28 protein-coding genes are annotated in these 25,434 nt (G+C 62.7%); 13 read left to right on the top strand and 15 right to left on the bottom strand.

Annotated features, from left to right (window positions below; genetic code table 11):
- Nucleotides 1-184: 184 nt before the first annotated feature.
- Complete coding sequence (locus ACT54B_RS02685) at nucleotides 185-688, top strand: GNAT family N-acetyltransferase (protein WP_476042683.1); 504 nt, start codon at nucleotides 185-187, stop codon at nucleotides 686-688.
- Between the two features lie 6 nt (nucleotides 689-694).
- On the opposite strand, the gene ACT54B_RS02680 is transcribed toward ACT54B_RS02685, so the two are convergent.
- From ACT54B_RS02680 to ACT54B_RS02665, 4 genes are read right to left on the bottom strand one after another with little or no spacing between them, the layout of a single operon-like run.
- Nucleotides 695-2,761 (bottom strand): hypothetical protein, encoded by a 2,067-nt coding sequence (locus tag ACT54B_RS02680; RefSeq protein ID WP_476042682.1) that lies wholly within the window; start codon nucleotides 2,759-2,761, stop codon nucleotides 695-697.
- Entirely contained in the window at nucleotides 2,761-5,565 is a 2,805-nt protein-coding gene (locus tag ACT54B_RS02675) for a DUF4159 domain-containing protein (RefSeq protein ID WP_476042681.1), read from the bottom strand. Before ACT54B_RS02675 ends, ACT54B_RS02680 begins: the two co-directional genes overlap by 1 nt.
- On the bottom strand, nucleotides 5,562-6,479 hold the full coding sequence (locus tag ACT54B_RS02670; RefSeq protein WP_476042679.1) for a DUF58 domain-containing protein: 918 nt from the start codon (nucleotides 6,477-6,479) through the stop codon (nucleotides 5,562-5,564). The genes ACT54B_RS02675 and ACT54B_RS02670 overlap by 4 nt, the downstream gene beginning before the upstream one ends.
- Before the next feature lie 3 nt (nucleotides 6,480-6,482).
- Entirely contained in the window at nucleotides 6,483-7,496 is a 1,014-nt protein-coding gene (locus ACT54B_RS02665; protein ID WP_476043478.1) for an AAA family ATPase, read from the bottom strand.
- A gap of 147 nt (nucleotides 7,497-7,643) precedes the next feature.
- Here ACT54B_RS02665 and ACT54B_RS02660 point away from each other — a divergent pair, with 147 nt between their 5' ends.
- From ACT54B_RS02660 to ACT54B_RS02650, 3 genes are read left to right on the top strand one after another with little or no spacing between them, the layout of a single operon-like run.
- Nucleotides 7,644-8,267 carry a DUF1285 domain-containing protein gene (locus tag ACT54B_RS02660; protein ID WP_476042678.1) on the top strand — a complete coding sequence of 208 codons (624 nt, stop codon included), beginning with the start codon at nucleotides 7,644-7,646 and terminating at the stop codon, nucleotides 8,265-8,267.
- Nucleotides 8,251-8,916 (top strand): CoA pyrophosphatase, encoded by a 666-nt coding sequence (locus ACT54B_RS02655; RefSeq protein WP_476042677.1) that lies wholly within the window; start codon nucleotides 8,251-8,253, stop codon nucleotides 8,914-8,916. The genes ACT54B_RS02660 and ACT54B_RS02655 overlap by 17 nt, the downstream gene beginning before the upstream one ends.
- Nucleotides 8,913-10,193, top strand: coding sequence for a CCA tRNA nucleotidyltransferase (locus ACT54B_RS02650; RefSeq protein WP_476042675.1), 1,281 nt, complete (start codon nucleotides 8,913-8,915; stop codon nucleotides 10,191-10,193). The genes ACT54B_RS02655 and ACT54B_RS02650 overlap by 4 nt, the downstream gene beginning before the upstream one ends.
- Nucleotides 10,194-10,214: 21 nt before the next feature.
- Here ACT54B_RS02650 and ACT54B_RS02645 read toward each other — a convergent pair whose 3' ends face one another.
- The 3 genes from ACT54B_RS02645 to hemF form a co-directional block, all read right to left on the bottom strand.
- The gene (locus tag ACT54B_RS02645) at nucleotides 10,215-10,403 is read right to left on the bottom strand and encodes a DUF1059 domain-containing protein (RefSeq protein ID WP_476042673.1); all 189 of its coding nucleotides are present in this window, start codon (nucleotides 10,401-10,403) and stop codon (nucleotides 10,215-10,217) included.
- Nucleotides 10,404-10,549: 146 nt separating this feature from the next.
- Nucleotides 10,550-10,861: a hypothetical protein gene (locus tag ACT54B_RS02640; RefSeq protein ID WP_476042672.1), complete on the bottom strand. Its 312-nt coding sequence runs from the start codon at nucleotides 10,859-10,861 to the stop codon at nucleotides 10,550-10,552.
- A 115-nt stretch (nucleotides 10,862-10,976) separates the two neighbouring features.
- Nucleotides 10,977-11,888, bottom strand: a complete 912-nt coding sequence (hemF, locus tag ACT54B_RS02635; RefSeq protein WP_476042671.1) for an oxygen-dependent coproporphyrinogen oxidase — start codon at nucleotides 11,886-11,888, stop codon at nucleotides 10,977-10,979.
- 164 nt (nucleotides 11,889-12,052) lie between these two features.
- On the opposite strand from hemF, the gene ACT54B_RS02630 reads away from it, so the two are divergent.
- Complete coding sequence (locus ACT54B_RS02630; protein ID WP_476042670.1) at nucleotides 12,053-12,310, top strand: hypothetical protein; 258 nt, start codon at nucleotides 12,053-12,055, stop codon at nucleotides 12,308-12,310.
- A gap of 6 nt (nucleotides 12,311-12,316) precedes the next feature.
- Here ACT54B_RS02630 and ACT54B_RS02625 read toward each other — a convergent pair whose 3' ends face one another.
- From ACT54B_RS02625 to ACT54B_RS02615, 3 genes are all read right to left on the bottom strand, one after another.
- Entirely contained in the window at nucleotides 12,317-13,174 is an 858-nt protein-coding gene (locus tag ACT54B_RS02625) for an EAL domain-containing protein (protein ID WP_476042669.1), read from the bottom strand.
- An 18-nt stretch (nucleotides 13,175-13,192) separates the two neighbouring features.
- Nucleotides 13,193-13,414 (bottom strand): hypothetical protein, encoded by a 222-nt coding sequence (locus ACT54B_RS02620; RefSeq protein ID WP_476042668.1) that lies wholly within the window; start codon nucleotides 13,412-13,414, stop codon nucleotides 13,193-13,195.
- A 121-nt stretch (nucleotides 13,415-13,535) separates the two neighbouring features.
- Nucleotides 13,536-14,006 carry a tRNA (cytidine(34)-2'-O)-methyltransferase gene (locus ACT54B_RS02615; protein ID WP_476042667.1) on the bottom strand — a complete coding sequence of 157 codons (471 nt, stop codon included), beginning with the start codon at nucleotides 14,004-14,006 and terminating at the stop codon, nucleotides 13,536-13,538.
- A 328-nt stretch (nucleotides 14,007-14,334) separates the two neighbouring features.
- Here ACT54B_RS02615 and ACT54B_RS02610 point away from each other — a divergent pair, with 328 nt between their 5' ends.
- Complete coding sequence (locus ACT54B_RS02610; RefSeq protein WP_476042666.1) at nucleotides 14,335-16,239, top strand: ABC transporter ATP-binding protein; 1,905 nt, start codon at nucleotides 14,335-14,337, stop codon at nucleotides 16,237-16,239.
- 37 nt (nucleotides 16,240-16,276) lie between these two features.
- Here ACT54B_RS02610 and ACT54B_RS02605 read toward each other — a convergent pair whose 3' ends face one another.
- From ACT54B_RS02605 to ACT54B_RS02595, 3 genes are all read right to left on the bottom strand, one after another.
- Entirely contained in the window at nucleotides 16,277-16,615 is a 339-nt protein-coding gene (locus ACT54B_RS02605; protein WP_476042665.1) for an addiction module antidote protein, read from the bottom strand.
- Nucleotides 16,605-16,907, bottom strand: a complete 303-nt coding sequence (locus ACT54B_RS02600; RefSeq protein WP_476042664.1) for a type II toxin-antitoxin system RelE/ParE family toxin — start codon at nucleotides 16,905-16,907, stop codon at nucleotides 16,605-16,607. The genes ACT54B_RS02605 and ACT54B_RS02600 overlap by 11 nt, the downstream gene beginning before the upstream one ends.
- 84 nt (nucleotides 16,908-16,991) lie before the next feature.
- Complete coding sequence (locus ACT54B_RS02595; RefSeq protein WP_476042663.1) at nucleotides 16,992-17,453, bottom strand: hypothetical protein; 462 nt, start codon at nucleotides 17,451-17,453, stop codon at nucleotides 16,992-16,994.
- A gap of 92 nt (nucleotides 17,454-17,545) precedes the next feature.
- Between ACT54B_RS02595 and ACT54B_RS02590 the strand changes: the two genes are divergently transcribed.
- The 6 genes from ACT54B_RS02590 (at nucleotide 17,546) to ACT54B_RS02565 (ending at nucleotide 23,689) form a co-directional block, all read left to right on the top strand.
- Nucleotides 17,546-19,414, top strand: a complete 1,869-nt coding sequence (locus ACT54B_RS02590) for an ABC transporter ATP-binding protein (protein ID WP_476043476.1) — start codon at nucleotides 17,546-17,548, stop codon at nucleotides 19,412-19,414.
- Between the two features lie 273 nt (nucleotides 19,415-19,687).
- A complete protein-coding gene (petA, locus tag ACT54B_RS02585; RefSeq protein ID WP_476042662.1) occupies nucleotides 19,688-20,266 on the top strand; it encodes a ubiquinol-cytochrome c reductase iron-sulfur subunit in 579 nt (192 codons plus the stop codon).
- Nucleotides 20,267-20,279: 13 nt separating this feature from the next.
- Nucleotides 20,280-21,548 (top strand): cytochrome b, encoded by a 1,269-nt coding sequence (locus ACT54B_RS02580; RefSeq protein ID WP_476042660.1) that lies wholly within the window; start codon nucleotides 20,280-20,282, stop codon nucleotides 21,546-21,548.
- A gap of 27 nt (nucleotides 21,549-21,575) precedes the next feature.
- A complete protein-coding gene (locus ACT54B_RS02575) occupies nucleotides 21,576-22,451 on the top strand; it encodes a cytochrome c1 (protein ID WP_476042659.1) in 876 nt (291 codons plus the stop codon).
- A gap of 114 nt (nucleotides 22,452-22,565) precedes the next feature.
- Entirely contained in the window at nucleotides 22,566-23,108 is a 543-nt protein-coding gene (locus ACT54B_RS02570; RefSeq protein WP_476042658.1) for an adenine phosphoribosyltransferase, read from the top strand.
- 122 nt (nucleotides 23,109-23,230) lie between these two features.
- Nucleotides 23,231-23,689, top strand: coding sequence for a DUF4440 domain-containing protein (locus tag ACT54B_RS02565; protein ID WP_476042657.1), 459 nt, complete (start codon nucleotides 23,231-23,233; stop codon nucleotides 23,687-23,689).
- 78 nt (nucleotides 23,690-23,767) lie between these two features.
- On the opposite strand, the gene ACT54B_RS02560 is transcribed toward ACT54B_RS02565, so the two are convergent.
- Together ACT54B_RS02560 and ACT54B_RS02555 are read right to left on the bottom strand one after the other, a co-directional pair.
- Nucleotides 23,768-24,235, bottom strand: a complete 468-nt coding sequence (locus tag ACT54B_RS02560) for a MaoC family dehydratase (RefSeq protein ID WP_476042656.1) — start codon at nucleotides 24,233-24,235, stop codon at nucleotides 23,768-23,770.
- Nucleotides 24,232-24,702 carry a MaoC family dehydratase gene (locus ACT54B_RS02555; RefSeq protein ID WP_476042654.1) on the bottom strand — a complete coding sequence of 157 codons (471 nt, stop codon included), beginning with the start codon at nucleotides 24,700-24,702 and terminating at the stop codon, nucleotides 24,232-24,234. The genes ACT54B_RS02560 and ACT54B_RS02555 overlap by 4 nt, the downstream gene beginning before the upstream one ends.
- 67 nt (nucleotides 24,703-24,769) lie before the next feature.
- Between ACT54B_RS02555 and ACT54B_RS02550 the strand changes: the two genes are divergently transcribed.
- Nucleotides 24,770-25,432, top strand: coding sequence for a Crp/Fnr family transcriptional regulator (locus tag ACT54B_RS02550; RefSeq protein WP_476042653.1), 663 nt, complete (start codon nucleotides 24,770-24,772; stop codon nucleotides 25,430-25,432).
- The last annotated feature ends 2 nt before the right edge of the window (nucleotides 25,433-25,434 follow it).

Raw genomic sequence — 25,434 nt, 5'->3', positions numbered from 1 at the left:
CAGTGAACACTGCGTTTTTTCTTGGCGTGGCGAAAATTTCCTGCTATCGGCGATTTCACATTTCTTATCGGGACGGTGTACCGCTTCATGATGACCAGGATTTTGCGACGACGCTGAAGGAAGACAGCACGCCCATCCGGCGTGATCGCCCCCTTTTGCCTGCCCGCATGATCCGGACCCTTCCATGAAGAAGCATGACTTTGCCTACCTCCCCGAGGACGCCTCCCACGACGCCATCATCGAACTGATCAATGACGAGGCCTTCGGCCCCGGCCGGTTTGCCCGTGCGGCGGCGCGTATCCGCGAACAGGGGCCGCATGACCGGTCGCTTTCCTTCGTCTGTACGGACAAGGGCGAAGTGATCGGATCGGTCAGGATGACGCCGGTCGATGCCGGCGGGGTCAAGGGGCATCTTCTCGGCCCGCTTGCGGTCCGGCCTTCCCACAAGAACCTCGGAATCGGCCAGAAACTCTGCCGCATTGCCCTGGAGGCGGCGGAGAAAGCCGGCTCGGAGGGCGTGGTTCTGGTGGGCGATCCGCCCTATTACCAGCGGATCGGCTTTGAGCGGGTGCAACCGAAATCCCTGGAATTTCCCGGCCCCGTGGATCAGCACCGGGTGCTGGTCGTGCCCTTCGCGCCGGATGTGCATGAACGGCTGAAGGGTATCATTGCGTGGCGGGCTTGCTGACGAGACCTACCGCCCCTCGCGCCACCAGCTGAGGCCAAGGCCCATGAGCAGGATGAGCACGCCGGCATAGCCGCCCAGCAGGGGCAGGGTCGACACGCCCTTCAGAACGGTTTCGTTGCTCATCCGCAGCAGGATGCGTCCATCGGCCTCGATACGCGAGCCGTCGCGCACCGGCAGGATCGAGGGGAGGGTGGGATTGCCCGGATCGCCGATGCGGGCGACGATGCCACCCGTTGCCTCGGCCACCGGCTTCAGCCGATCCTCGGTGGAAATCATCGCCTTGAATTCCGGCGCATCCGCCGTGCCCACATGGGCCAGGGCGGTGAAGTCGCCGTTCTTGACCTCGAAGAGGCCCGTTTCGTCGACGAATATCTCGCTGCGGTAGAGGCCCGGTTCGCTTTCGGCAAGCTTGACCACGATCTCCTTGCCCGACGGGGTTTTTACCCGGGCAGGACCGGGATCGTCGGTCATCGTCTGGCGGGTGATGAGCAGGCGATTGCCCGAGGCAGTGGCCGTCAGCGCCTCTTCTTCCAGATCGGGGTCTTTCATCAGCCAATGGGCGATACGCCGATACAGGGCGGCATGCGGACCGCCGCCTTCGAAATTGCGGGCCCAGAGCCAGCCCTGATCCGACAGAAGCATGGCGACGCGGCCTTCCCCCGCCCGGTTGAGGACGAGCAGAGGGCGCTTGTCGGCGCCTTCCAGCACCACCTTGCCCTGCGGCGGCTCGACGCCGATGGTGCGGAACCAGCGACCCCAGGCCGGCGGTTCGCTTGCGCCGCCTTCGAGGCCGCGGGTGACGGGATGTTTTTTCCCCTCGTTCGAAATGCGCGGGTAGAAGCCCTTTTCGATCACCATGCCATCAGGTGCTGCGGGCAGAACCGCCTGCAGGGGCGTCATGGCGATGGAATCCTCGCCCGCATGTTCCGGCCCGGCGGCAATCAGCAGCGCACCGCCCCGGTCGACATATTGCGCGATGTAATCGTAATAGAGCAGCGGCAGCACGCCGCGATGCTGGTAGCGGTCGAAGATGATCAGGTCGAATTCGTTGATCTTGTCGACGAAGAGCTCCTGCGTCGGAAAGGCGATCAGCGACAGTTCGTTGATCGGCGTGCCGTCCTGCTTCTGCGGTGGGCGCAGGATGGTGAAGTGGACCACATCCACGGAGGCATCGGATTTCAGCAGGTTGCGCCAGGTGCGCTCGCCCGCATGGGGCTCGCCGGAGACGAGCAGCACGCGCATGTTCTCGCGAATGCCCTCGACGAACTGGAGGGCCCGGTTGTTGGCTTCGGTGATTTCGCCGGGCAGGGCCTCTGCGGAAAGCTCCACCACATTGGTTCCTGCCCGCCCGATCTCGAAGCGGAAAGGCGTGGGTTCCCCTGTCACGGCATTGAGGGTCGCCGATTCGGTGCCGTTGACCCTTACGGTGACCGTGACCGGTTGCCCGGCCGGTGCGCCATCGTCGGTCACGCGGAACAGCACTTCCACTTCCTTGCCCTTCAGGCCGAAGCGGGGCGCCTTGACGATCTCGACGCGGCGGTCGGTCTCGCCGGCGCGGCCGGTGATCAGGCTGCTGACGGGAACGGTGAGGCCCTGCGGCTTGCCGCTCGACGGGACGTCATGCACCTGCCCGTCGGTCACGAAGAGCGCTGCGCCGATGCGGCTTGCCGGCACTTCGGCCGTCGCATCCGCCAGCGCGGTGAAGAGGCGGGTGGAGGGGCTGTCGCTTTCGGGATCGGACTTTGCCTCGACCAGCCGGGGCTCCACGCCCGGAATGCGCGACAGGCGCTCTTTCAGCGCCTCCGCCGTCCGACGCGTGCCTTCCTGCCGCTCGGGCAATTGCTGGCTCTGGCTCTGGTCGATCACCACGGGAACGATGGTGGAGAGCGGCTCCCGGTCTTCCTGGCGCAGGACGGGATTGGCAAGGGCGGCCACCAGCGCCAGGCCGGCCAGCACGCGCAACACGGACCCGCGCAGCGACCGGTAAAAACCGATGCCGCCCACGAGAACGATGGCAAGTGCCGCAAGCGAAATCAGCGGCCAGGGCACCAGGGGCTGAAAGGCGATATCCATCAGTTGCCCAGCCTTTCCAGAAGCGCCGGCACATGCACTTGATCGCCCTTGTAGTTGCCGGTCAGCATGTACATCATGATGTTGACGCCGGCCCGGTAGGCATATTCGCGCTGGTTTTCATCCGGTGGAACGGTCGGCAATTGCGGATTGCCCATGTCGTCGATCGCCCAGGCGCCCGCAAAATCATTGGCGGTGATCATGATCGGGGACACACCGTCGGCGGAAACCGGCGCAACATCGCTCTTGCGGTCTCCCTGCCCGGCCTCCACCCAGAGAGGCGAGTCCGCATAGCGGCCCTGGAACTGGCTCAACAGATAGAAGGATCGGGTCAGCACATGGCCGCGCGGCACCGGCTCCAGCGGCGGAATATCCAGATTGGCGAGGATCGCCCTCAGCCTTTCGCCGTTGGGCGTCACCTGTTCCGTACCGCCGAAGGACTGCTCCGACTGGTCGCGCGTATCGAAAAGCACCGTTCCGCCCGCCCGCATATAGGCGCCGATCCGGGTAATGGCCTGCTCCGACGGCATGGGCGCATTGGCGCTGACCGGCCAGTAGATCAGCGAGAAGGGCGAAAGCTCGTCTTTCACCGGGTCGATGCCGACGGGGTCGCCGGGTTCCAGCGCGGTTCGGAAGGTGAGGAACTGGGTGAGGCCGTAGAGGCCCATGCGGGAAATATCGTCCACCTCCTGCTCGCCGGTGATCACATAGGCGAGATGGGTGGTGTCCAGCCGTTTCAGCAGCACGTCGTCGCCCGGCCTGGAATCGTCCGCGCGGAGCGGATGGCCGGGCAAGACGAGGGCGATGGCGACGAGAAGCGGCAGAACGGCAGCCTTTGCGGTCTGGCGAGACAGGCGGAAAGCGCCGTTGAGCCAGAGCATGGCGAGGCCGTCGAGCAGGATGAGGATGATGGCGGCGGCGATCAGCATGGGCGTCAGGTCGCGCGGTTGCGGTCCGGCCACCGGCAGCCGCCGGATCCACGGAGCAGCCTGGGCGCCGGGATCGAGGGCAAGGAGTTTCTGGCCGGGCGGCAGCAGGTTGAGGGCCACGAAACCATCCTCCTCGCCGTAGAGGCCGGGGGGATGGGTGAGGTCGGCGGGCCTGGCAAGATCGCGCGCCGGATTGACGGGACGGGCCGCGCCGGTTTCCTGCGAGAGCGCTCCATCGGCGTTCAGGAGCCGGTAGGGGGGCAGCGGTTCGCTCTTGCCGTCCGCGCCGGGTTTGCCGACCGGAGCGCGGGAGAGCTGCACGAGCTGGCGCAGCATTTCCACGAAATGGCCTGACAAAGGCAGGTCCGACCAGCTCGTTTCGGCGCTGACGTGGAAGAGCACGATCGTGCCCTTGCCCAGCGCGCGCGTGGTGACCAGCGGCGTGCCGTCGGCAAGGCTGGCCAGCGTACGGCTCGCCAGATCCGGGGAGGGCTCGGCCAGAACCTGCCGCCTTACCTTCACGTCTTCGGCAGGCGCGAGCCCCGCAAAGGGGCCGGTCTCGGGGAAGGGGGCCAGTGCTTGCGGTTCGCTCCAGGAAAGAACGCCGCCGAAGCGACGCTCGCCCTCCCGCAGCGGCACGGTGGCGAAGGGATCGTCGCGCCCGGCGGCGGCCAATTGCGGGCCGGCAAAGCGGATCAGCGTGCCGCCGGCCTCGATATAGGCCGTCAGGTCCTTCGCGGCGGGGGCGGGGACCTTGCCCACATCGCTCATCACGATGGCGGAGGGGCGGGTGGCAATCAGCTCCTTCAGCGCCCCTTCGATGCCGGTGACCCGGCTTTCGGACATATCGGCAAAGGGGGAGAGCGCCCGGCGGATATAATAGACCGGCGAGAGCAGCGGCCGTTCGGAATCCGCCACATCGCCCCCGACGATCGCGACCCGCCGGCGCTTCGAGCCCTCGTCCAGCAGATGGACCGACCCGGCATTGGCCTCCCCGCCGAGGGAGAGGCGGGCAAAATCGTTGCGGATTTCCAGCGGTGCCTTGAGGGTCACCCGGCCTTCCGATGCACCCGCCTGGAAGACAAGCGTTTCCGAGGCAATCGACCGACCCTGGCGGTCGAAGGCGACAAGCGGCAGTTCTGCGCTGTCGCGGCTGTTCAGGCGCGATGCCGTGACCTGCATGCCGTCATTGACATTCCTGACATCCGTGATGGCAAGCGTTGCCTTGCCCGGTCCGGCGATCAGCCGGAAATCCTGCGGCTTCAGGGCGGTCAGCGCTTCGAGGGTGCCGTCCTTTGCCGACAGCGCGACGCCGTCGGTGATGAAGGCAAGCGTGCCCGGTGCGGTCTCGCCCAGGCCGGACCGGAGCTGGTCGGCAAGCGACAGGCGAAGGGCTGCGACAGGCTTTGGCCGGGCGGCGAGCAGGCGGGTGCGCGCCTCGGCCGCGCTGGCGGGGGTCGCGTCCGGCTTGTCGTCCACGGTCAGCAGGAAAGACACCGGACGATTGGTGCTCTCGGCTTCGTCGATCAGTTCGCCGGCAGCGGCGACACGGCTATCCCAGTCATTGGCGGCGGCCCAGCTGTTGTCGATCACCAGGACCAGCGGCCCCGCGGCCGAGAGGGCGGCCTGTCGCGGATTGAGAACCGGGCCGGCCATGGCGAAGATCACGGCTGCGGCGAGCAGGATGCGCAACAGCGTCAGCCACCAGGGGCTTTGCGCAGGCGTTTCCTCGCGCTTCAGGATGGATGCCAGAATGCGGAAGGGTGGAAAGACTTCGCGCTCGGGCCGGGGCGGGGTGATCCGCAGCAGCCACCAGATCACCGGCAGCGCCAGAAGGGCCGCCAGCACGGCGGGGGTTGCAAAGCCGAGCGCGTTCATGGCCGCCCTCCCGTCGGAAGAGACGAGCCGGAGGAGAGCAGCAGGTGCAGCGCCGTCAGGGCCTCGGAGGCGGGCCTGTCGGTGCGGTGGGTGACATAATTCCAGCCCATGCGGCGAAGTTCGGCGGATAGGGTTTCGCGCCGGGCCAGATAGGCGTCGCGATAGTCGTCCGCGAGACTGTCAGCACGCCCGGCGGTGAGGGCCTGACCGCTTTCCGGATCGACGAATTCGGTGCGACCGACATAGGGGAAGCTTTCCTCCGCCAGATCGGCAATCTCCAGCAGATGGCCGCGGATACCGCGATGGGCAAGCGGCTTCAGCGTGGCGAGGATACGGTCGGGATGATCGAGGAAATCGCCGATGACCACCAGATCGGCACTGATGCGCACGAGGGACGGATCGGGGAGCGCCGGAACGGCCGTCGCATGGGAAAGGGCCACCGCAATACGCTCGGCTGCCTGCCGGTTGGCCTGCGGTTCCAGAAGACCGGGCACGCCGATCCGTTCGCCGGAGCGGGCAAGGGTTTCCGCAAGCGCCAGCAGGATGACCAGCGCGCGGGCTTCCTTGGAGACCGGGGCCAGTCGCGAGCGGTAGCGCATGGAGGGCGTGAGGTCCGCATGCAGCAAGATCGTGTGGGCGGCTTCCCACTCCCGATCGCGCACATAGGTGTGATCGTCGCGGGCCGAGCGGCGCCAGTCGATCCGGCTGAAGCTTTCTCCATCGGCATAGGGGCGGAACTGCCAGAAATTCTCGCCGATCCCACGCCGGCGGCGGCCATGCCAGCCGGAAATGACCGAATTGGCGATGCGGCGGGCTTCGACGAGGCAATCGGGCATCAGCGCCGCGCGTTCATGCGCAAGCTGCAAGGCCTTCTTCGAGGCGAAGGCCGGGCTCGTCTCGCCGATCGGTGCCACGATTTACTGTCCGATCTCCGCCGACAGTTCGGCGATCACCTGGGCAACGGTCATGCCCTCGGCCCGGGCGGCGAAGGTAAGGGCCATGCGGTGCTGCAGGACCGGGGCTGCCAGTGCCTTCACGTCGTCGAGCGAGGGCGCGAGGCGTCCCTCGAACAGCGCGCGGGCGCGCACGCAGAGCATCAGTGCCTGCCCGGCGCGCGGTCCGGGGCCCCAGGACACATGGCGGGCCGCGCCCTTGGCGCCCGGTTCGGGACGGGCCGAGCGGACGAGGGTAAGGATGGCATCCAGCACGCTTTCGCCGACCGGCATCTGCCGGATCAGCTTCTGGATCTCGATCAGCCGGGCCGCGTCGATCACCGCCGTGGGCTGGGCTTCGCCGAGACGGGTGGTTTCCACCAGAATCCGCTTTTCATCCGCCCGGTCCGGGTAGCCGATATCCACCTGCAGCAGAAAGCGGTCGAGCTGGGCCTCGGGCAGCGGATAGGTGCCTTCCTGCTCCAGCGGGTTCTGGGTGGCGAGCACGTGGAAGGGCGACGGAAGATCGAGCCGCTTGCCGGCGACCGATACGTGATATTCCTGCATGGATTGCAGCAGGGCCGACTGGGTGCGCGGGGAGGCGCGGTTGATCTCGTCGGCCATCAGAAGCTGGGTGAAGACCGGGCCTTCGATAAAGCGGAAGGAGCGACGGCCGGATGCATCCTGCTCCAGCACCTCGGAGCCCAGAATGTCGGAGGGCATGAGATCGGGCGTGAACTGGATGCGGGCCGAGGCGAGGCCGAGCACGGTGCCGAGCGTGGTCACGAGCTTGGTCTTCGCGAGGCCCGGTACGCCCACAAGCAGGGCATGGCCGCCGGCCAGAACCGCCACAAGCGTGTTTTCCACCGCCGCGCCCTGGCCGAAGATGACCTTTGCGACTTCCAGCCGGACGGCTGCGATATCCTGCAGCGCGCTTTCCGCAAGCGCCACCATCTCCGCATCCTTGAGCGGCGCGTCGGTACCGGTCGTTACATCCATCATGGTCTCCGCGTGACGTTCGACGGCGCGAATCGCCGTCTTTCCTGTCTCTGTTCTGCCCGAGCGCCGCTTATAGCAAGTTGACGGCTGACAAGCGCGTATCAAATGACTATCTCATTGGTTCTAGAAATAAAGCGAGACGCAATCATGGCAACCGAGGGAATTCAGGCAACGGGCGATGCGGCGGGGCTGGCCGCGCTGATTGCACGGGCCGCTGCCGATACCAATGCGGGCGCCGGGGGGCTGCCGCCGGTGGAGCGCTGGAACCCGCCCTTTTGCGGCGATCTGGATATGGAAATCCGCGCCGACGGCACCTGGTACTATCTCGGCACGCCGATCGGCCGGGCGCCGCTGGTGCGGCTGTTTTCCACGGTTCTCCGGCGCGACGAGGACGGCAAAACCTATCTGGTGACGCCTGTGGAAAAGGTCGGCATCCGGGTGGAGGACGCCCCCTTTGTCGCCGTCGAGATGCAGCAGACCGTGGATGACGGGCAGCCGGTTCTGACCTTCCGCACCAATGTGGGCGATGTGGTCAGGGCCGATGCGGACCATCCGCTGCGCTTTGCGATCCAGGGAGAGAACCGCGAGCTGAAGCCCTATCTTCTCGTGCGCGGCCGGCTTGAGGCGCTCGTCTCCCGGGCCGTCATGTACGATCTGGTCGAATTGGGCGAGGTGGTCGATGTCGGCGGCGTCGCCATGTTTGCGGTGCGCTCGGGAGGGCAGGTTTTTCCCATCATGCCGGCGGAGGAACTCGATGCCCTGGCACGGTGAGGCGCTGGAACGGGCGGGACCGATGCCTGCCTTCACCGCCGATGATTTTCGCCTCCGCGCCCTCGACCAGAAGGGCAGTCCCGTGGCTCTCGCCTGGCGGGACCATGGCGATCATCTGCTCAATCCCGAAACGATCAGCCATATCGAGGGTCTCAACCTCCGCGATGCCGCCGTGCTTGTCCCCGTGATCGACGATGCGGACGGGGCGAAGGTGCTTTTGACCCAGCGCACGCAGTCGCTGCGCAAGCATTCCGGCCAGATCGCCTTTCCGGGCGGGGCGATCGATCCCGAAGACGGTTCGCCGGAGGTGGCGGCGCTTCGCGAGGCGGAGGAAGAAATCGGTCTTCCGCGTCATTTCGTGGAGCCGGTCGCCCGGTTGCCCGACTACTATGCCATGACCGGATTCCGGATCACCCCGGTGCTCTCCGTCGTGCGGCGCGGATTTGAAATCCGTCCGAACCCGCATGAGGTGGAGCATGTGTTCGAGGTGCCGCTTGCCTTCCTGATGGACCCCGACAACCACCAGCGCGACAGCGGCGTGTGGCAGGGAGCCGAGCGGCATTTCTACCGCATGCCCTATGGCGACTGGATGATCTGGGGCATCACGGCCGGCATCCTCCGGACCATGTTTGAAAGGCTTTATGCATGAGCGATGACAAGGCTTCGGACCCCTCGGTGGCCGAAGAGAGCTGGTTTCAGGCCCCCAATCTTCAGCGCGTGCTGGCGCTGCTCAACGGGGGCGAGGCGGAAACCCGCATCGTCGGCGGCGCCGTGCGCAACAGTCTGATGGGTTTTCCCGTGGCGGATGTGGATCTTGCGACCACGCTGCATCCGAAGCAGGTGATGGCGCGTGCCGCGGAAGCCGGGATCAAGGCTGTCCCGACCGGCATCGAACACGGCACCGTCACGCTCGTCGTCGACGGGCAGCCCTTCGAGGTTACCACGCTTCGCCGCGACATCAGCACGAATGGCCGGCATGCGGAAGTCGCCTTCGGTACGGACTGGCAGGTGGACGCCAACCGGCGCGACCTCACCATCAACGGGCTTTATGCCGACCGCGAGGGCAGGGTGATCGATCTCGTCGGGGGCCTTCCCGATATCGAAAGGGGTACGGTTCGTTTCATCGGCAATGCAGCCGAGCGGGTCGACGAAGACTATCTGCGCATCCTGCGCTTCTTCCGCTTCTTTGCCTGGTACGGCCAGTTCCGCCCCGATGCGGAGGGATTGCGGGCCTCGGCCCGGGCCCGGGACAAGCTGAAGACGCTGTCGGCGGAGCGCATCTGGTCCGAATTGAAGAAGCTTCTGGCTGCCCCCGATCCGGGTCGCGCCCTTCTGTGGATGCGGCAATCCGGCATTCTGACCGAAATCCTGCCGGAGAGCGAGAAATGGGGCATCGATGCCATTCCCGGCTTGGTGGATACGGGTGCGACGCTGGGCTGGAAACCCGAGCCGCTGTTGCGGCTTGCCGCCATCGTGCCTCCCGATGCCGAGCGGCTGCAGAGCCTTGCCGAACGCCTGCGCCTCTCCAAGGCGGAATCCGGCTGGCTGCAAGCCTTTGCGCTTGCGCCGCCCGTCAAGCCGGAGACGGCTGGCACCGCGCTGGACCGGCTGCTTTACCGGTTTGGCGAAACGGGCGTGATCGTGCGGCTCAAACTGGCCATAGCCGCAGCGCGCCAGGCCGCGGCGGGTAATCCCGCAGGCATGGAGAACGCGCTTTTGCTTCAGGGCCTTCTGAAGCGTGCGGAGGCTTTTCAGAAGCCCTCGCTGCCGGTCAGCGGCGCCGATCTGATCGCGAATGGCATCGCGGCCGGGCCGAAGCTGGGGGAAATTCTTGCGATGATGGAAAACTTCTGGGTGGAGAAAAACTTCGCGCCGGACAAGCAGGCGCTGCTTGCCCGGCTCGGTGATTTTTCCACGCGGGTGTGAGGGCGGGCTTTTCGCCAGAGGTCAGGCGGCGTCTACCCTCTCCGCCGTAATCCGCTCCTTGATGCGGTCGATCATGCTTTCGCGGACGACCTCCTCGCCATGGGCGGTCTTCAGATGATCGACGGCACGGCGAACGATTTCCGCATCCTCTTCGGCGCGGGTGTGCCAGGCGCAACCGGGCACGAGGGAGCCACATTCGAACAGTCTCATATGTCGTCCTCCTTTGCATGCATCAGAGCAACCGGCTCTTGCAGGGAAGATAGAACAGAACGAGAGGGAGGCCATGGCCAGATCTGGCCCATGGCCCCTGGATGTTGCCGGACGCCGACCGCGGCATCGGGACCCGTTTCCGGGTCTCAGTCCCGCATGGCCCAGGCTTCGAAGCAGGCCGAGCCGCGATAGGCGGCGGCCGACCCTGTCCTGTACTCCCCCGTTCGCTCGAGCGAACGATCGAAGGCGGGGCTGCCCGCCAGTTGCAGCTTGACCTGTTCGACAAAGTAGCCGTGCGGCAAATCGAGACCGCTTTTCAAACGCATGGCGTGGGCAAGTCGATCGATCATTTCGGCCCGGCCGAGAAGCCGCGATCCATCTGGGGATCCTGATGCGTCTGGCCTGACCGTTTCGACGGCGAACGATGACGTCACCGTCTTCTGCGCAGTATTATCCATGAGGCCCTCCCGGAATGGATTCATGCTACAAGGATATTGCCAGCGCACATTACGCCCGAATCAGTCGATCTCCCAAAGAAAAAAACCGTGGATTGTCGTTTTCAGGCCAGTCCCTTCAGGGCCATCGGGCCAGCGGGGGCAGGGACGACAGGATGGAATCGACATTGCCGCCGGTTTTCAGGCCGAAAATGGTGCCCCGGTCATAGAGAAGATTGAACTCTACGTAACGGCCGCGGCGCACGAGCTGCTCATCTCGATCCGCGTCCGTAAACGGCTGGTTGAAATTGGCCCGCACGATCTTCGGGTAAACCATGGAGAAGGCCCGCCCCATGTCGCGGGTGAAGGCAAAATCCGCAGCCCAACCACCCGTTTCCTGATCGGAATGCAGCCAGTCATAGAAAATGCCGCCCACACCACGGGGCTCATTGCGGTGCTTCAGGAAGAAGTATTCGTCGCACCAGGCCTTGTATCGGGGGTAATCGGCGACGGGATGGCGCGCGCAGACGATTTCCATCGCCTTGTGGAACAGCTCGGTATCCGGGTCTTCCTGGGTCCTGCGCCGGTCGAGAACCGGGGTCAGGTCAGCCCCCCCGCCAAACCAAAGGCTCGTCGTGACGACCATGCGGGTGTTCATGTGCACGGTCGGTACGTTCGGATTGCGGGGATGGGCAATCAGCGAAATTCCGGATGCCCAGAAACGCGGATCTTCAGCCGCGCCGGGTATCTGGTTGCGGAAATCGGCGGAGAATTCCCCATAAACGGTGGAGGTGTGGACGCCGACCTTTTCGAAGACGCGCCCTTCCATCATCGACATCAGGCCGCCACCGCCCGCGCCTTCGTCACGCTGCCATTCCTTCTGCACGAAGCGACCGGGCGGACGTTCGCTGAAGGGGCCGGACAGTTCGTCTTCCAGGCTCTCGAAGGTCAGACAGATATTGCTGCGCAGATGCTCGAACCACTGTCGGGCAGCCATCTTCTTCTCTTCCAGGTCGTCGGGAAGCCCGCGCGGCAAGTCCGGTCTTTCCATGTCCGTCTCCAAATGCAGTTTTTGGCCGATTTCTAAAATAAGTCTCCGGTGGTCTAGCAGCCGAGCCAAGGGCCTGTCAGCAGGGCGATGGGCTATATTAACCGTTTTTGACTCGCAAGCCGAACGGAGGTTTATTATCTTTCTCAGGAAAGGAGCTGCAAGCCATGGCACGCATTCCCGGCCCGCCCGCCTTCGATGGCCTCAAGCGACGGATTGCCGCGCATCGCGCCGGCAAGAACACGTCCAGTCCGGGTTTCGTGCGGGAGACCTTCTGCCTGAGCCGCGAAGATGCGCGGCTGAAGGCGCGGGAGTGGTTCGACGCCTTTCCGAAGGCGGCCTACTGGACCGAAGTGGAAAGCTGGCGTCAGCTCGAGGGAGACCGCATCGAGTTTACCATGCGTCGCTTGCCCAGCGCGGACTGAGTGTCCTCACGCCGTCCGGTAAAGTCTCGGTTTGTCGCGTGCATCCGTCTCGCGCGTGTCGTGGAGGTCCGCCCGATCCACTTTCGGCCGGAAGGCAAGCGCAAAAATCTCGAACTCCTTCGGCGGCAAGGGGCGCGACCACAGGAAACCCTGGGCCAGCGAGCAGCCGATCGTGGACAGGCAGGCGGCCATGGCTTCCGTTTCGACGCCTTCCACGACCGCTGCCAGACCCAGCTTGCGCGTGAGATCCAGGATCGCTTCCAGAAGGGCCAGGCATTTGGGATCGTCCTCGATATTGTTGAGGAACAGCTTGTCGATCTTGAGGGTCCGGATATCCAGTTGGCCGATACGGGCGAGATTGGAATAGCCCTTGCCGAAATCGTCGATGGCCACCCGGACGCCCGTTGCGGCGATGCGGCTGATCTGGCCGGTCGTGTCCGTTTCCTCGAGGGCCTGGCTTTCGGTGAGTTCGATTTCGAGCAGCGAGGGAATAAGACCCGATTGCCGGAGTGCATTCTCCACGATCCGCTCCAGGTCTCCCCAACGGAACTGCACGGCCGAGACATTGACCGATACCGGCAGGTCGGTCAGGCCGATTTCCTGCCAGCGGCGGCAATTCCGGCAGGCTTCCTCGATCACCCAGGCACCGATGTCCCGGATCAGGCCTGTCTCTTCGGCAATGGGTATGAAGCTGTCGGGCGGAACCAGCCGTCCATCCTGCTCCCAGCGCAGCAGGGCCTCGGCTGAAACGATCTTCCCCGTGTCGATTTCGATGCGCGGCTGGAAATGGAGCCTGAGTTCTCCTTTGGCTTCCGCCTGTTCCAGCCTCCGGTCGATCACAGCGGTCTTCTTCTTTCGCGGCATGCCGTCTCCGTTTCCGGGCTAGAGAAAAAGGGTGGTGAAGGGTTCCCCGAGCACGCCGAGCACCAGGGCAATCAGGACGGCTTGCACAAGCCTGTCCGTGACCGGAAGGCTGAGAAGCCACGCAAGGCCGACGATCGACAGGCTGCGGCCGAACAGGCAAAGCGCCTTGACGATTTTCCGGCCGCAACCCGTGATTTGGGGCTCGGAGGAAGTCTCCGTGTCTGTTTCCGGTTCGGTCAACCCTGTCATCCCTCATTCGACGTCGTCGAGGACGGGCGACCTTCTTTCAGCTCGCTCCATCATCTGTTCCGAATATCAGATAACACTGAAGTCTAAATAAATGCGTAATGGTTACGGTTGCTCAACCCGGCGGAAAGCCATTCGTCTGACGCAAGGCTTCGCCCGTAATCATGGCCACGGAAACGGCGAGATTGATGGAGCGTTGCCCCTCCCGCATGGGGATAAGAATACGGTGATCGGCCCGCTCATGGACGTGATCAGGCACGCCGGCACTTTCGCGACCGAACAGCAGAATGTCGTCGGGTCGGAACGCAAAGTCGCAGTAGGGGTGCGATGCTCGGGTCGAGGCAAGGACAATTCTCCTGCCCGAGGCTGTCACAGAGTCCAGGAACCGTTCGAACGTGACATGGCGGGTAAGGGCTGCCAGCGCGAGGTAATCCATTCCCGCCCGTTTCAAGTTTCGGTCGGACAGGTCGAACCCGGCCGGCTCGATGATGTCGACCTCGAAACCCAGACAGGCGGCGAGCCGCAGGATCGTCCCGGTATTGCCGGGTATGTCTGGCTGGTAAAGGGCGATGCGAAGCAAACTCATGGCGGATGGTCTAGCGTTTCTGTGCTGTTCCGGCAACATGACCGCACCGAAGGGCAAACCCGTCAAATTTGACAGTTTCCAAATCGGACACGTCAGGATAGTGTCCGCTCATCTTCAACGCGAACAGGAGGCCGCCGTGACAACAGACGCTGTGATGCGCCGCCTCGCATGGCGACCAGCCAAGCCCTGACATTCGGTCAGGAATCGCGCTTATATCCCACAACTGATCTCTTTGGGTGCCTCGGCACCGACCGGCTATCCGCCTTTTGCCCTGCCGATCCGTTTGCAGGGTGGGGGTATCCGGGTTCATCCATCAAGGACAAAATCCATGTTTGCCTGGTTTGAAAACCGACTCAATCCTTTCCCGGAAAAGGCTCCTGTCGCTCCACCCCGGGGTCTTTTTGCCTTTTGCTGGCATTATTCCAGAGCGGCAGCGCCTTGGCTGCTGCTGCTCGGCAGCCTGACCGCGATTCTCGGTATCGGCGAAGTGCTGCTGTTCAAATTTCTGGGAGAAATCGTCGACTGGCTCTCGACGGCGAGCCGCGAGACCTTTCTGGCGGACAACCGGACGACGCTGATCGGCATGGTTTGCGTGCTGGTGGCAATGCCGGTGCTCGGTCTCTTCCACAGCTTCGTGATGCATCAGGTGCTTCTCGGCAATTACCCGATGATTGCCCGGTGGCAGATGCACCGTTTCCTGCTGCGCCATTCGATGAGCTTCTTTGCCAATGATTTTGCGGGCCGTGTCGCCACCAAGGTCATGCAGACATCGCTTGCCGTCCGCGAAACGGTGATGAAGCTTCTCGACGTCTTCATCTATGTCGTCTCCTACTTCGCCTCGATGATCTTCGTGGTGGCGAGTGCCGACTGGCGTCTTGTCCTGCCGATCCTCGTCTGGCTGGTCATCTACATCTCGCTGATCGCCTTCTTCATTCCGAAGCTTCGCAAGAGCTCGTCCGATCAGGCCGATGCCCGCTCGACCATGACGGGACGGGTCGTCGACAGCTATACGAACATTTCGACGGTGAAGCTGTTTTCCCATGCGGGACGGGAAGAGACCTATGCCCGGGAAAGCATGAACCTCTTTCTCCAGACCGTCTATCGCCAGTTCCGGCTGGTCACCTGGCTGCAGACGCTGGTGGAGATCAACAATTACCTCACGCTGTTTACTGTGGCGTCCCTGTCCATATGGTTCTGGCTGACGGGTGAGGCGACGGTCGGTGCGATTGCGATCGCGATTGGCCTCGTCATGCGGATCAACGGCATGTCGCACTGGATCATGTGGGAGGTTTCGGCCCTGTTCGAGAATATCGGCATGGTCTATGACGGCATGGACATGCTGGCCAAGCCGCATGACATTCTCGACGCAAAGGATGCGACCCGGCTGTCCAGTGAAAAGGGCGGAATTCGTTACGAGAATGTCCGCTTCCACTACGGCAAGGCAAAGGGCGTCATCGACAATCTGTCGCTGGACATTCGTCCGGGCGAGAAGATCGGCCTTGTCGGGCGTTCCGGTGCCGGCAAGACCACGCTGATGAACATGCTGCTGCGCTTCTACGATCTGGAAGGCGGTCGCATCCTCATTGACGGTCAGGACATTTCGAAGGTGACGCAGGACAGCCTGCGCTCCATGATCGGCGTGGTCACGCAGGATACGTCGCTGCTGCACCGCTCGATCCGAGAGAATATTGCCTATGGCCGTCCGGATTCCACCGATGAGGAAATCATCACGGCGGCCAAGCGCGCCAATGCCTGGGAGTTCATCCAGCAACTGGAAGACCTCCAGGGCCGCAAGGGGCTGGATGCGCATGTGGGCGAACGGGGCGTCAAGCTCTCGGGCGGCCAGCGCCAGCGTATCGCGATTGCACGGGTCTTCCTGAAAGATGCCCCGATCCTGATCCTTGACGAGGCCACATCCGCCCTTGACTCAGAGGTAGAGGCCGCCATTCAGGAGAACCTCTTCTCCCTGATGGAGGGCAAGACCGTGATTGCCATTGCCCACCGGCTCTCCACCCTGACCGAGATGGACAGGCTCGTGGTGCTGGACAAGGGCGCCGTCGTCGAAACGGGCACCCACCAAGCGCTTGCAGCGGGCGACGGGATCTATGCCGACCTCTGGGCCCGCCAGTCCGGCGGCTTCCTGGCCGACCAGGTGGACCACGAGGAGGAGGCCCGGAAAAAGGCGCGTGCCGATGCCGAGGCCGACTATGAAAAGGAAGAGGAATGGGAGTGATCCCTTCCTCCTGGTGATGCCGGCCCGAGCGCCGGCATCATGCTTTTCGGCGACCCTTGCGCAGGGGCGGCGTCTCCGTCTCGTCGGCTATGGTCTTCTCCACCACGGACAGGCGCAGACCCATCGCATCCAGAACGGAGAGCACCGATTTCAAGGTCGGATTGCCATTTTCCGTCAGCGACCGGTAAAGCGCCTCTCGCGACAGGCCCGTCCTGCGCGCGATTTCCGTCATGCCCTCCGAGCGGGCCGCAATGCCCAGGGCATGGGCGATGTATCCGGGATCGGTGGTTTCAAAGGCTAGGCCGAGGAAAATGGCCAAATCTTCTGCGTCTCGTATCCCTTCGGCAAGGTCGTAAGGCCTGAGTTCAACCGGCACCGTCGATCTCCTTTTTAAGATGCTTTGCCATAGCGATGTCACGGCTTTGGCTGCCTTTGTCCCCGCCGCAAAGCAGGATGACGATCTCCCCACCCCGATGCGTGCAATAAAGCCGGTAGCCCGGGCCGTGGTGAATGCGCAGTTCGAAAATGTTCCCACCGACGTTTGCGACATCACCGTAGTGTCCGCATTCCAGTCGCGATAGACGACGCAAAATCAGCATTCTGGCGATGCGATCGCGGAGGCCTGCTTCCCATCGCTCATATACATCGGTCCGAACTATCTTGTACACTGTAGACCTGTAACATAAAAGCTACAATTATTTAATCAATAAATATCTTTCTAATTAAATTCTAAAATTACGGCAAGTCCTTTCTCATAGGCAAGGAAGGGAATGAATGCTCTTTCCGATACGCTTGATCAGGCCGTCGTAGCTGATTTTCCGGAGTGCTGGATATTCGAAGCGGACGGTAATGACCGCATCGTCGCAGCCCTCTATGGACTTCGTGTAAAAGAGGGTTCTGTCGCGGATGCCCGACGTGACGAACCATTCCTTTCCGAACGCGAAGTAACGGTTGGCGGGGTCGGATTTCGCTGCGGTTTTTTCCTCTGAAAAGGAAGAGGCAAAGCTGCCATAGGCGATCAGCTCCGCATAGCCGTCCGGGGTGGTCCATTTCTGTCCGTCGCCATTGTCCGGGGCAGGCTTGGCGGTGAAACCCGCAGGCACATCCAGTGCAAAGCGGAAGCGGGCATTCTGGTAATGCTCCCAGTCGGTAGCGAAGGCAGAACTTCCTCCTGCGCAAAGGATGACAGGAACCAATGCGATGACCACTTTCATTTTCGGGACTCCCGTTCCGGATGAACAATTCGTCATCCATCATGACACGAAATTCAGTTGGACGGCGAAGCGATCGGTCCTATATGGCGGGCATGCTCATGCGCTCCGTCCTCCGCCTTTTTGAAAACTGGATCGATCCCTTCGCCCCGCGCAAGGATCTCACGCCGCCGTCATCGCTCTGGGCCTTTGTCTGGTTCTACATATCGCCGGCCCGCTGGGCTTTCCTGGCCATGCTGGTGCTGGGTGGCGTCGTGGCCATGCTGGAGGCGGGGCTCTTCTATTTCGTCGGGCGCCTGGTGGATATGCTCGCTACCGTCTCGCCTGCCGCGGGATGGCAGGGGTTGATCGCCGCCCATGGCGGAGAACTCGGCTTCATGCTGGGCGTGGTCGTGCTGGCGCGCTTCCTGGCGGTCACGCTCGGCGCCCTCGTGGAGGAGCAGACGGTCATCCTCGGCTATTACACCATGTCGCGCTGGCAGGCCTATGCCCATATTGCGCGTCAGTCGGTCGGCTTCTTCCAGAACGACTTCTCCGGACGGATCGTCACCAAGGTCCTTTCCGCGGGACAGGCCACCGGTGACCTCATGGTCGCGCTGCTGCAGAATGTCTGGTTCATCGTCATCTATACGGCCTCCACCATGTTCCTCTTTGCGCAGGTGGACTGGCGACTGGCGGCGATCGTCATGGTCTGGGTTCTGGGTTTCCTGGCCATTTCCCGCTTCTTCGTGCCGCGCATCCGCAAGTTGTCGCGCGGCTCTGCCGAGGCGAATTCGCAGCTCACGGGCCGGATCGTCGATGCCTATGCCAATATCCAGACACTGAAGCTCTTCGGTCGCGAGGAAGACAACGACAATTATGTCAAGGCGGGCTTCCAGAAGGTGCATGATGCCGTCAAGCATTTTGCCCGTCACATCACCGGTGTGCGCGCCTCGCTGGCGCTGCTTTCGGGCATCATGATTGCGGCGGTTGCCGCCTATTCGGTCGATCTCTGGTTTTCCAGCGCGATCACGGCCGGTGGCGTCGCCGTCACGCTGGGTCTGGTGCTGCGTCTCAACATGTTGCTGAGCCGCATGATGACCCATTTCAATTCGGTGATGCGCAACATCGGCACGATCCAGAATGCGGCCGAGATGCTGGCCGAGCCGATCCGCCTGCAGGACAGGCCGGGCGCTGCGGCCATCCGGCCGTCCTCGACGGAAATCCGCTTCGAGGGCGTAACCTTCCATTACGGACGGGGCAAGGGTGTGATCGAGGATCTCAACCTGACGATCCGCCCCGGCGAGAAGGTGGGTATCGTCGGCCGCTCCGGTGCCGGCAAGTCGACGCTGGTCAATCTGCTGTTGCGCTTCCATGACGTGGAAGCGGGCCGCATCCTGCTGGGCGGGAGCGATATTGCCACCGTCACGCAGAAATCCCTGCGAGCCGAGATCGGCATGGTCACGCAGGATACGGCGCTGCTCAACCGGTCGATCCGGGACAATATCTTGCTCGGGCGGCCGGAGGCGGATGACGCGCAGCTCAACCGGGCGATCCGGCTCGCCGAGGCCGATCTCTTCATCGCCGGCCTGCAGGACCAGAACGGTCGAAAGGGTCTCGATGCGCATGTGGGCGAGCGCGGGGTAAAGCTGTCCGGCGGCCAGCGCCAGCGCATCGCAATTGCCCGGGTGCTCCTGAAGGATGCGCCGATCCTCGTGCTGGACGAGGCGACCTCCGCGCTCGATTCCGAAGTGGAGGCGGCGATCCAGTCCAATCTCGACCGGCTCATGGAGGGCAAGACCGTGCTGGCTATCGCCCACCGTCTTTCGACCATCGCCGCGCTGGACCGGCTTGTGGTCATGGACAAGGGCCGGATCATCGAAGAGGGCACCCATCAGGACCTGATTGCGGCCGGAGGCCTCTATGCGGAGCTCTGGGCCCGCCAATCCGGCGGCTTCATCGCACTCGACGAGGCTGCGGAATAGGACGCGAAGCCCGACGGCAACCCGTCGCATGTCGGTTATGAACCATACACAAAGGGGGAAGCGTCATCGGCTGACGGCTTCGCCTGTTTGTCACCATAATTTCCCGCGACAAACCGTCCTTATCTCCTTGCGAAGGCTGGACATAAACGCTGATCAGGCATAGAACGCGCCGGATTGCCGGGGAATCTGTGGCCAAACTGTGGCCACGGGATTGATTCGGCGGGGGCACTACGGATCAATCGCAGACTTATTGCGTGAGAGGATGGTTAAGCCGTGAGCGAACACGACATCAAAAGCGAAACCTTGGGCGAGCCAACTCGCCGCGATTTCCTTTATCTGACCACAGGAATGGCCGGCGTTGTCGGCGCCGCGGCCGTTGCTTGGCCGTTTATCGACCAGATGCGGCCGGACGCTTCGACGCTCGCCCTCGCTTCGATCGAAGTCGATGTTTCCGCCTTGCAGCCGGGCATGTCGCTGACGGCCAAGTGGCGCGGAAAGCCGATCTTCATCCGTAACCGTACGGACAAGGAAATCGAGGAAGCCAAGGCCGTACAGCTGGCCGACCTCAAGGATCCGGTTGCGCGCAATGCCAACATTGCTGCCGATGCCCAGGCCACCGACGTTGCCCGTTCGGCTGGCGAAGGCAAGGAAAACTGGATCGTGATGATCGGCTCCTGCACCCATCTCGGCTGCGTGCCGCTCGGCCAGGCAGGCGATTTCGGCGGCTGGTTCTGTCCCTGCCACGGTTCCCACTACGATACGGCCGGCCGTATCCGTAAGGGCCCGGCACCGATGAACCTCGCCGTACCGAACTTTTCGTTCATTTCCGATACAGTGATCAAGATCGGTTAAGGGGATACTGATTATGAGTGGTCATTCGTCTTACGAACCATCGACCGGACTTGAGAAGTGGATCGACGCGCGCCTGCCGCTGCCGCGCATGATCTATGACAGCTTCGTCGCCTATCCGGTGCCGCGCAACCTGAACTACGCCTATACCTTCGGCGCCATGCTGTCGGTCATGCTCATCGTGCAGATCCTGACCGGCGTCGTGCTGGCCATGCATTATGCCGCCGAAACCACCGTTGCCTTCGCATCCGTCGAAAAGATCATGCGTGACGTGAACCACGGCTGGCTGCTGCGCTACATGCATGCCAACGGCGCATCCTTCTTCTTCATCGCGGTCTATCTGCATATCGCCCGCGGTCTCTACTACGGCTCCTACAAGGCGCCGCGCGAAATCCTCTGGATCCTCGGCGTGGTGATCTACCTCCTGATGATGGCGACCGGCTTCATGGGCTATGTTCTGCCCTGGGGTCAGATGTCCTTCTGGGGCGCGACCGTTATCACCGGTTTCTTCTCCGCCTTCCCCTGGATCGGCGAGTGGATCCAGCAGTTCCTGCTCGGCGGCTTTGCCGTGGACAATCCGACGCTGAACCGCTTCTTCTCGCTGCATTACCTGCTGCCCTTCATGATCGCAGGCGTCGTCGTGCTGCACATCTGGGCCCTGCACGTGACCGGCCAGACCAACCCGACCGGCGTTGAAGTCAAGACCAAGACCGACACCGTGCCCTTCACGCCCTATGCGACGCTGAAGGATGCCCTCGGCGTCTCGATCTTCCTGATCGTCTATGCCTGGTTCGTCTTCTACATGCCGAACTATCTCGGCCATCCGGACAACTACATTCCGGCCAACGCCCTGAAGACCCCGGCCCACATCGTTCCCGAATGGTATTACCTGCCCTTCTACGCGATGCTGCGCGCCATCACCTTCAATGTCGGCCCGATCGACTCCAAGCTTGGCGGCGTTCTGGTGATGTTCGGTTCGATCATCATCCTGTTCTTCCTGCCCTGGCTCGACACGTCCAAGGTCCGCTCGGCCGTCTACCGTCCGTGGTACAAGCTGTTCTTCTGGATCTTCGTGGCCAATGCGATCATGCTCGGCTGGCTGGGTTCGCGTCCGGCAGAAGGCCTCTATGTCGTGCTGTCGCAGCTGGGTACGCTCTACTACTTCGGCTTCTTCATCGTGATCATGCCGCTGCTCGGCCTGTTCGAAACGCCCCGGCGCATTCCGAACTCGATCACCGAAGCGGTGCTCGAGAAGAGCGGCAAGCCGGCCGGCGCAAGCGCCTGATTGAAGCGACAGAGAGGGATTGAAACAATGAAAAAGCTTGTTGCAAGCATTCTGTCGCTGGGCATCCTCGCTGGCGCGGCTACGGCCGTGCTGGCGGCCGAAACGGCTGACCTCAAGGAGGCCGTGGAGCACGCCGAGAAGAACCTGCATTACCCGGTTCTCAAGCCGACGAACATGAAGTGGTCCTTTGCCGGCCCGTTCGGCAAGTATGACAAGGCCCAGCTTCAGCGTGGCCTGAAGATCTACAAGGAAGTCTGCTCGGCCTGTCACTCGATGAACCTCGTCTCCTTCCGCAGCCTGGAAGAACTGGGTTACTCCGAAGAGCAGGTGAAGGCCTTCGCCTCCGAGTACGAAGTGCAGGATGGCCCGAACGGCGATGGTGAAATGTTCACCCGCAAGGCGATCCCGTCGGATCACTTCCCGGCTCCGTTCCCGAACGTCGAAGCGGCTGCTGCCGCCAACAATGGCGCGGCTCCGCCGGACTTCTCGCTGATCGCCAAGGCGCGCGGCGTGGAGCGTGGCTTCCCGACCTTCATCTTCGACATCTTCACGCAGTACCAGGAAGGCGGCCCGGATTATATCTACTCGCTGCTGACCGGTTACCAGGAGCCGCCGGCTGGTGTGGAAGTGCCGGAAGGCACCCACTTCAACCCGCACTTTATCGCCGCGAAGTCGCTGGCCATGGCCCAGCCGATCACCGACGGTCAGGTGACCTATGACGATGGTACGCCGCAGACGCTCGACCAGTACGCCCAGGACGTCGCTGCCTTCCTGATGTGGGCTGCCGAGCCGCACCTGCCGGAGCGCAAGCGCACCGGTTTCATGGTCATGGTGTTCCTCGCCATCTTTACCGCGCTGATCTACGTCACCAAGAAGTCGGTCTACGCGAGCAAGGAACACTAAGCTCTTCCGCATAAAGCTTTGAAGGCGGCCCTCGGGCCGCCTTTTTTATGGCGGGGAGTTGGCCCAGTTGCTACCATCCGCCCCGGTCCTTTTTCACAGCCCCATGGATAGCAAATGCCCTTCAATCGCCAGGAACTCGCCGCCAGCATCCGCTCCATCCCGGACTATCCGAAGCCCGGCATCATCTTTCGCGATATCACCACCTTGCTGGGCAATCCGCGCGCCTTTCGCCGGGCCGTGGACGAGCTGGTCAATCCCTATGTGGGGCTGAATGTGGGCAAGATCGCCGGCATGGAAGCACGTGGCTTCATCCTCGGCGGGGCCGTGGCGCACCAGCTTTCCGCTGGCTTCGTGCCGATCCGCAAGAAGGGCAAGCTGCCGCATGAGACCGTGTCCATCGCCTATAGCCTGGAATATGGCGTCGACGAGATGGAGATCCATCGGGATGCGGTTCTGCCCGGTGAAAAGGTCATCCTGGTGGATGACCTGATTGCCACCGGCGGCACGGCCGTGGGTGCGGTCCAGCTGCTGCGACAGCTGGGAGCGGAAGTCGTCTCGGCTTGCTTCGTCATTGATCTGCCCGATCTGGGCGGACGGGCCAAGCTGGAGGCGCTCGGTGTCGAAGTGCGCACACTGGTGGAGTTTTCGGGGCACTAGGGGCGGCTACAACTTGTGCATTTTTACAGGCCGGGGCTTCCTCCCCGGCCTTTTTATATGTTAAGTAGCTTATGCAATGGATGTCTAAATCGAAGATTTGCTGTTTTGGAGGAGGAATTTTGATGAAGTCGATTGCAAGAGGTCTTCTCGGCGTTGCTGCCGTGATGATCGGTACCTTGCCGGCCTATGCTGGCCCCGCAGAGGATGTGGCTGCGACGGCCACCGCGTTTTTCGCCGCGCAGAATGCTCATGATATCGAAACGGTCAGCCATATCTTGGCGGATTCGGAGGATTTCCTGCTGATCCGCGGACCCGTTCTCCTGTGGGGGCATGATGCGGTCGTGAAGCAATATGCGGAGCTCTACAAGGGTGTCTGGGCGGTCAAGACCGATGGAAAGCCGCCGAAAGTGGTGATGTTGACGGATACCACTGCGCAGACTTTCGTGCCCGTCACCTTCACGGTCGGTCCCCAGCAAGGGGACACGAAGACGTTTACCCTCAACGTGACCCAGATCTGGGTGCAGAAGGGTAAGGACTGGCATATCCAGAGCATCCTCGCGACGCCCGTCAAGCCATCCTGAAAGCGCGTCAGGGAAGCGGTGCTTCCAACCGGGTGTAGCCCGCAAACGAGAAGCGAAGCGGGCATAAAGCCCGCTTCGTCAGGCAAATTCCACGATGGCGCTTTCGAAGCGCACGACGGGTTCGCCCTTCTGGTTCTCGCCTTCGCAGAGAACCTGGTTCATGATCCAGCCGGGACGCGAGGCCAGCGCGCGATGGCCGAGCGGCGTGACCGAATAGGTGATGGTATCGCCGGCGAATACGGGCTTCAGCCAGGAGAGCTTCTTGAAGCCCGGGGAAGGCCCCATTTTCGGGGGCTCCTTGCCCTCGGAGCGAAGGCGCTTCTCTTCGGCGTCGAAGAAGGAGACATAGCTCTTCATCCAGCCGGAGCAGGTATGCCAGCCCGAGGCGCACAAGCCGCCAAAGAGCGATTGCCGGGCTGCCTCTTCATCCACGTGGAAAATCTGCGGATCGAAGCGCTTGGCGAAACGGATGATGTCGTCGGCCGAAAAATGCACCGTGCCGATCGTGACCTTTTCACCGACGGGGTAAACTTCGGTCAGCTTCATGCGGCATTCTCCCGGGCGTGGCGCATGCCCATCATGATCGCGTTTTCGCCCGTGCAGACGGGCTCGCCCTTCTGGTTGACGATTTCATGCCGGAACCGGACCAGGCCAATGCCCGGACGGGATTTCAGGGGGCGGGCTTCCACCACGGTCGTCTTGCCCGAAAGCGTGTCGCCGGCCAGCACCGGGTGGCGCCATTCCAGAAAATCGATGCCCGGCGAGCCCTGGGAAGACGACTCGAGCAGGAAGCTGTCCGTCAGCATCCGCATCATCATGCCGCTGGTATGCCAGCCGGAGGCCGAGAGCCCCCCAAGAATGCTGGCCTCGCCATCTTCCTTCGAGAGGTGCATGGGTTGCGGATCGAATTCCCGTGCGAATTCAATGATTTCTTCGGCAGTGACAGGGCGCGGTCCCAGCGCGAAAGCACGTCCTACGGTAAAATCTTCATAACAGTAACGCTTTTCAGCCATGCCTCTTCCCCTGGCGGAATTCGGGCTGCACAATGGCGAGCAAATGCTTGCTTTTCAAGGTGCTTTCATGCCGCTTTGGTCTCATGCGCTCGGTATTTCCGAGGATATCGCCGAAAATATCCGGGCGGAACTTGCCCTCCTGCCGCTGCATCGCGTGGAGGCCGGGCGGGTGCTGTTTCGACCGGGCGATCCCGCCCGGGGCTTTCTGGTGCTTGTCTCGGGCCGTATCCACATCTACCTCACCGGCCGGAACGGGCGCGAATTGCTGCTCTACCGGGTCGATCCCGGGGAAAGCTGCCTGCAGACCACGCTCGGCCTTCTCGGGGATGCCGCCTATCACGGGGAAGGCGTCGCGGAGACGGATGTCGAGGGATACATCATTCCGCCCGCGCTGTTCCTGCGGTTGATGGCGTCTTCCGAAGGGTTCCGCACCTTTGTCTTCAAGGCTTTCGCCACCCGGCTTTCCGACTCGCTCTTCGTGCTGGAGCAGGTCGCCTTCGTAAAGGTGGAAGAGCGGCTGGTGCGCGCCCTGCTGGCAGAGGCGGATAGCCGCGGTGTGGTCAGCGCGACGCATCAGCAACTGGCAGTCGCCATCGGTTCTGCCCGGGAAGTCGTTTCACGGCGGCTGGATGCACTGGCCTCGGCCGGCCTCATCGCGCTCGAGCGCGGAGAGATCCACATCCTCGACCGACCGCGCCTTTCGCACCGAATGCGCGACGAGCGTGACTAAAT

This window comes from Gellertiella sp. DMC107 (assembly GCF_056313605.1).
The sequence above is the reverse complement of the archived record's forward strand: the minus strand, read 5'-3'. Positions and strand labels throughout refer to the sequence as shown.

Bases quoted from the DNA above. Each gene is read 5' to 3' on its own strand.
- ACT54B_RS02645 (WP_476042673.1), bottom strand. From the start codon at position 10,403: ATGAGACTGTTCGAATGTGGCTCCCTCGTGCCCGGTTGCGCCTGGCAC.
- hemF (WP_476042671.1), bottom strand. From the start codon at position 11,888: ATGGAAAGACCGGACTTGCCGCGCGGGCTTCCCGACGACCTGGAAGAG.
- ACT54B_RS02590 (WP_476043476.1), top strand. From the start codon at position 17,546: ATGCTCATGCGCTCCGTCCTCCGCCTTTTTGAAAACTGGATCGATCCC.
- ACT54B_RS02680 (WP_476042682.1), bottom strand. From the start codon at position 2,761: ATGGATATCGCCTTTCAGCCCCTGGTGCCCTGGCCGCTGATTTCGCTT.
- ACT54B_RS02625 (WP_476042669.1), bottom strand. From the start codon at position 13,174: ATGCCGCGAAAGAAGAAGACCGCTGTGATCGACCGGAGGCTGGAACAG.
- ACT54B_RS02660 (WP_476042678.1), top strand. From the start codon at position 7,644: ATGGCAACCGAGGGAATTCAGGCAACGGGCGATGCGGCGGGGCTGGCC.
- ACT54B_RS02560 (WP_476042656.1), bottom strand. From the start codon at position 24,235: ATGAAGCTGACCGAAGTTTACCCCGTCGGTGAAAAGGTCACGATCGGC.
- ACT54B_RS02610 (WP_476042666.1), top strand. From the start codon at position 14,335: ATGTTTGCCTGGTTTGAAAACCGACTCAATCCTTTCCCGGAAAAGGCT.
- ACT54B_RS02550 (WP_476042653.1), top strand. From the start codon at position 24,770: ATGCCGCTTTGGTCTCATGCGCTCGGTATTTCCGAGGATATCGCCGAA.
- ACT54B_RS02685 (WP_476042683.1), top strand. From the start codon at position 185: ATGAAGAAGCATGACTTTGCCTACCTCCCCGAGGACGCCTCCCACGAC.
- ACT54B_RS02655 (WP_476042677.1), top strand. From the start codon at position 8,251: ATGCCCTGGCACGGTGAGGCGCTGGAACGGGCGGGACCGATGCCTGCC.
- ACT54B_RS02570 (WP_476042658.1), top strand. From the start codon at position 22,566: ATGCCCTTCAATCGCCAGGAACTCGCCGCCAGCATCCGCTCCATCCCG.
- ACT54B_RS02565 (WP_476042657.1), top strand. From the start codon at position 23,231: ATGAAGTCGATTGCAAGAGGTCTTCTCGGCGTTGCTGCCGTGATGATC.
- ACT54B_RS02640 (WP_476042672.1), bottom strand. From the start codon at position 10,861: ATGGATAATACTGCGCAGAAGACGGTGACGTCATCGTTCGCCGTCGAA.
- ACT54B_RS02650 (WP_476042675.1), top strand. From the start codon at position 8,913: ATGAGCGATGACAAGGCTTCGGACCCCTCGGTGGCCGAAGAGAGCTGG.
- ACT54B_RS02630 (WP_476042670.1), top strand. From the start codon at position 12,053: ATGGCACGCATTCCCGGCCCGCCCGCCTTCGATGGCCTCAAGCGACGG.
- ACT54B_RS02675 (WP_476042681.1), bottom strand. From the start codon at position 5,565: ATGAACGCGCTCGGCTTTGCAACCCCCGCCGTGCTGGCGGCCCTTCTG.
- ACT54B_RS02615 (WP_476042667.1), bottom strand. From the start codon at position 14,006: ATGAGTTTGCTTCGCATCGCCCTTTACCAGCCAGACATACCCGGCAAT.
- ACT54B_RS02555 (WP_476042654.1), bottom strand. From the start codon at position 24,702: ATGGCTGAAAAGCGTTACTGTTATGAAGATTTTACCGTAGGACGTGCT.
- ACT54B_RS02575 (WP_476042659.1), top strand. From the start codon at position 21,576: ATGAAAAAGCTTGTTGCAAGCATTCTGTCGCTGGGCATCCTCGCTGGC.
- ACT54B_RS02665 (WP_476043478.1), bottom strand. From the start codon at position 7,496: ATGGATGTAACGACCGGTACCGACGCGCCGCTCAAGGATGCGGAGATG.
- ACT54B_RS02580 (WP_476042660.1), top strand. From the start codon at position 20,280: ATGAGTGGTCATTCGTCTTACGAACCATCGACCGGACTTGAGAAGTGG.
- ACT54B_RS02595 (WP_476042663.1), bottom strand. From the start codon at position 17,453: ATGAAAGTGGTCATCGCATTGGTTCCTGTCATCCTTTGCGCAGGAGGA.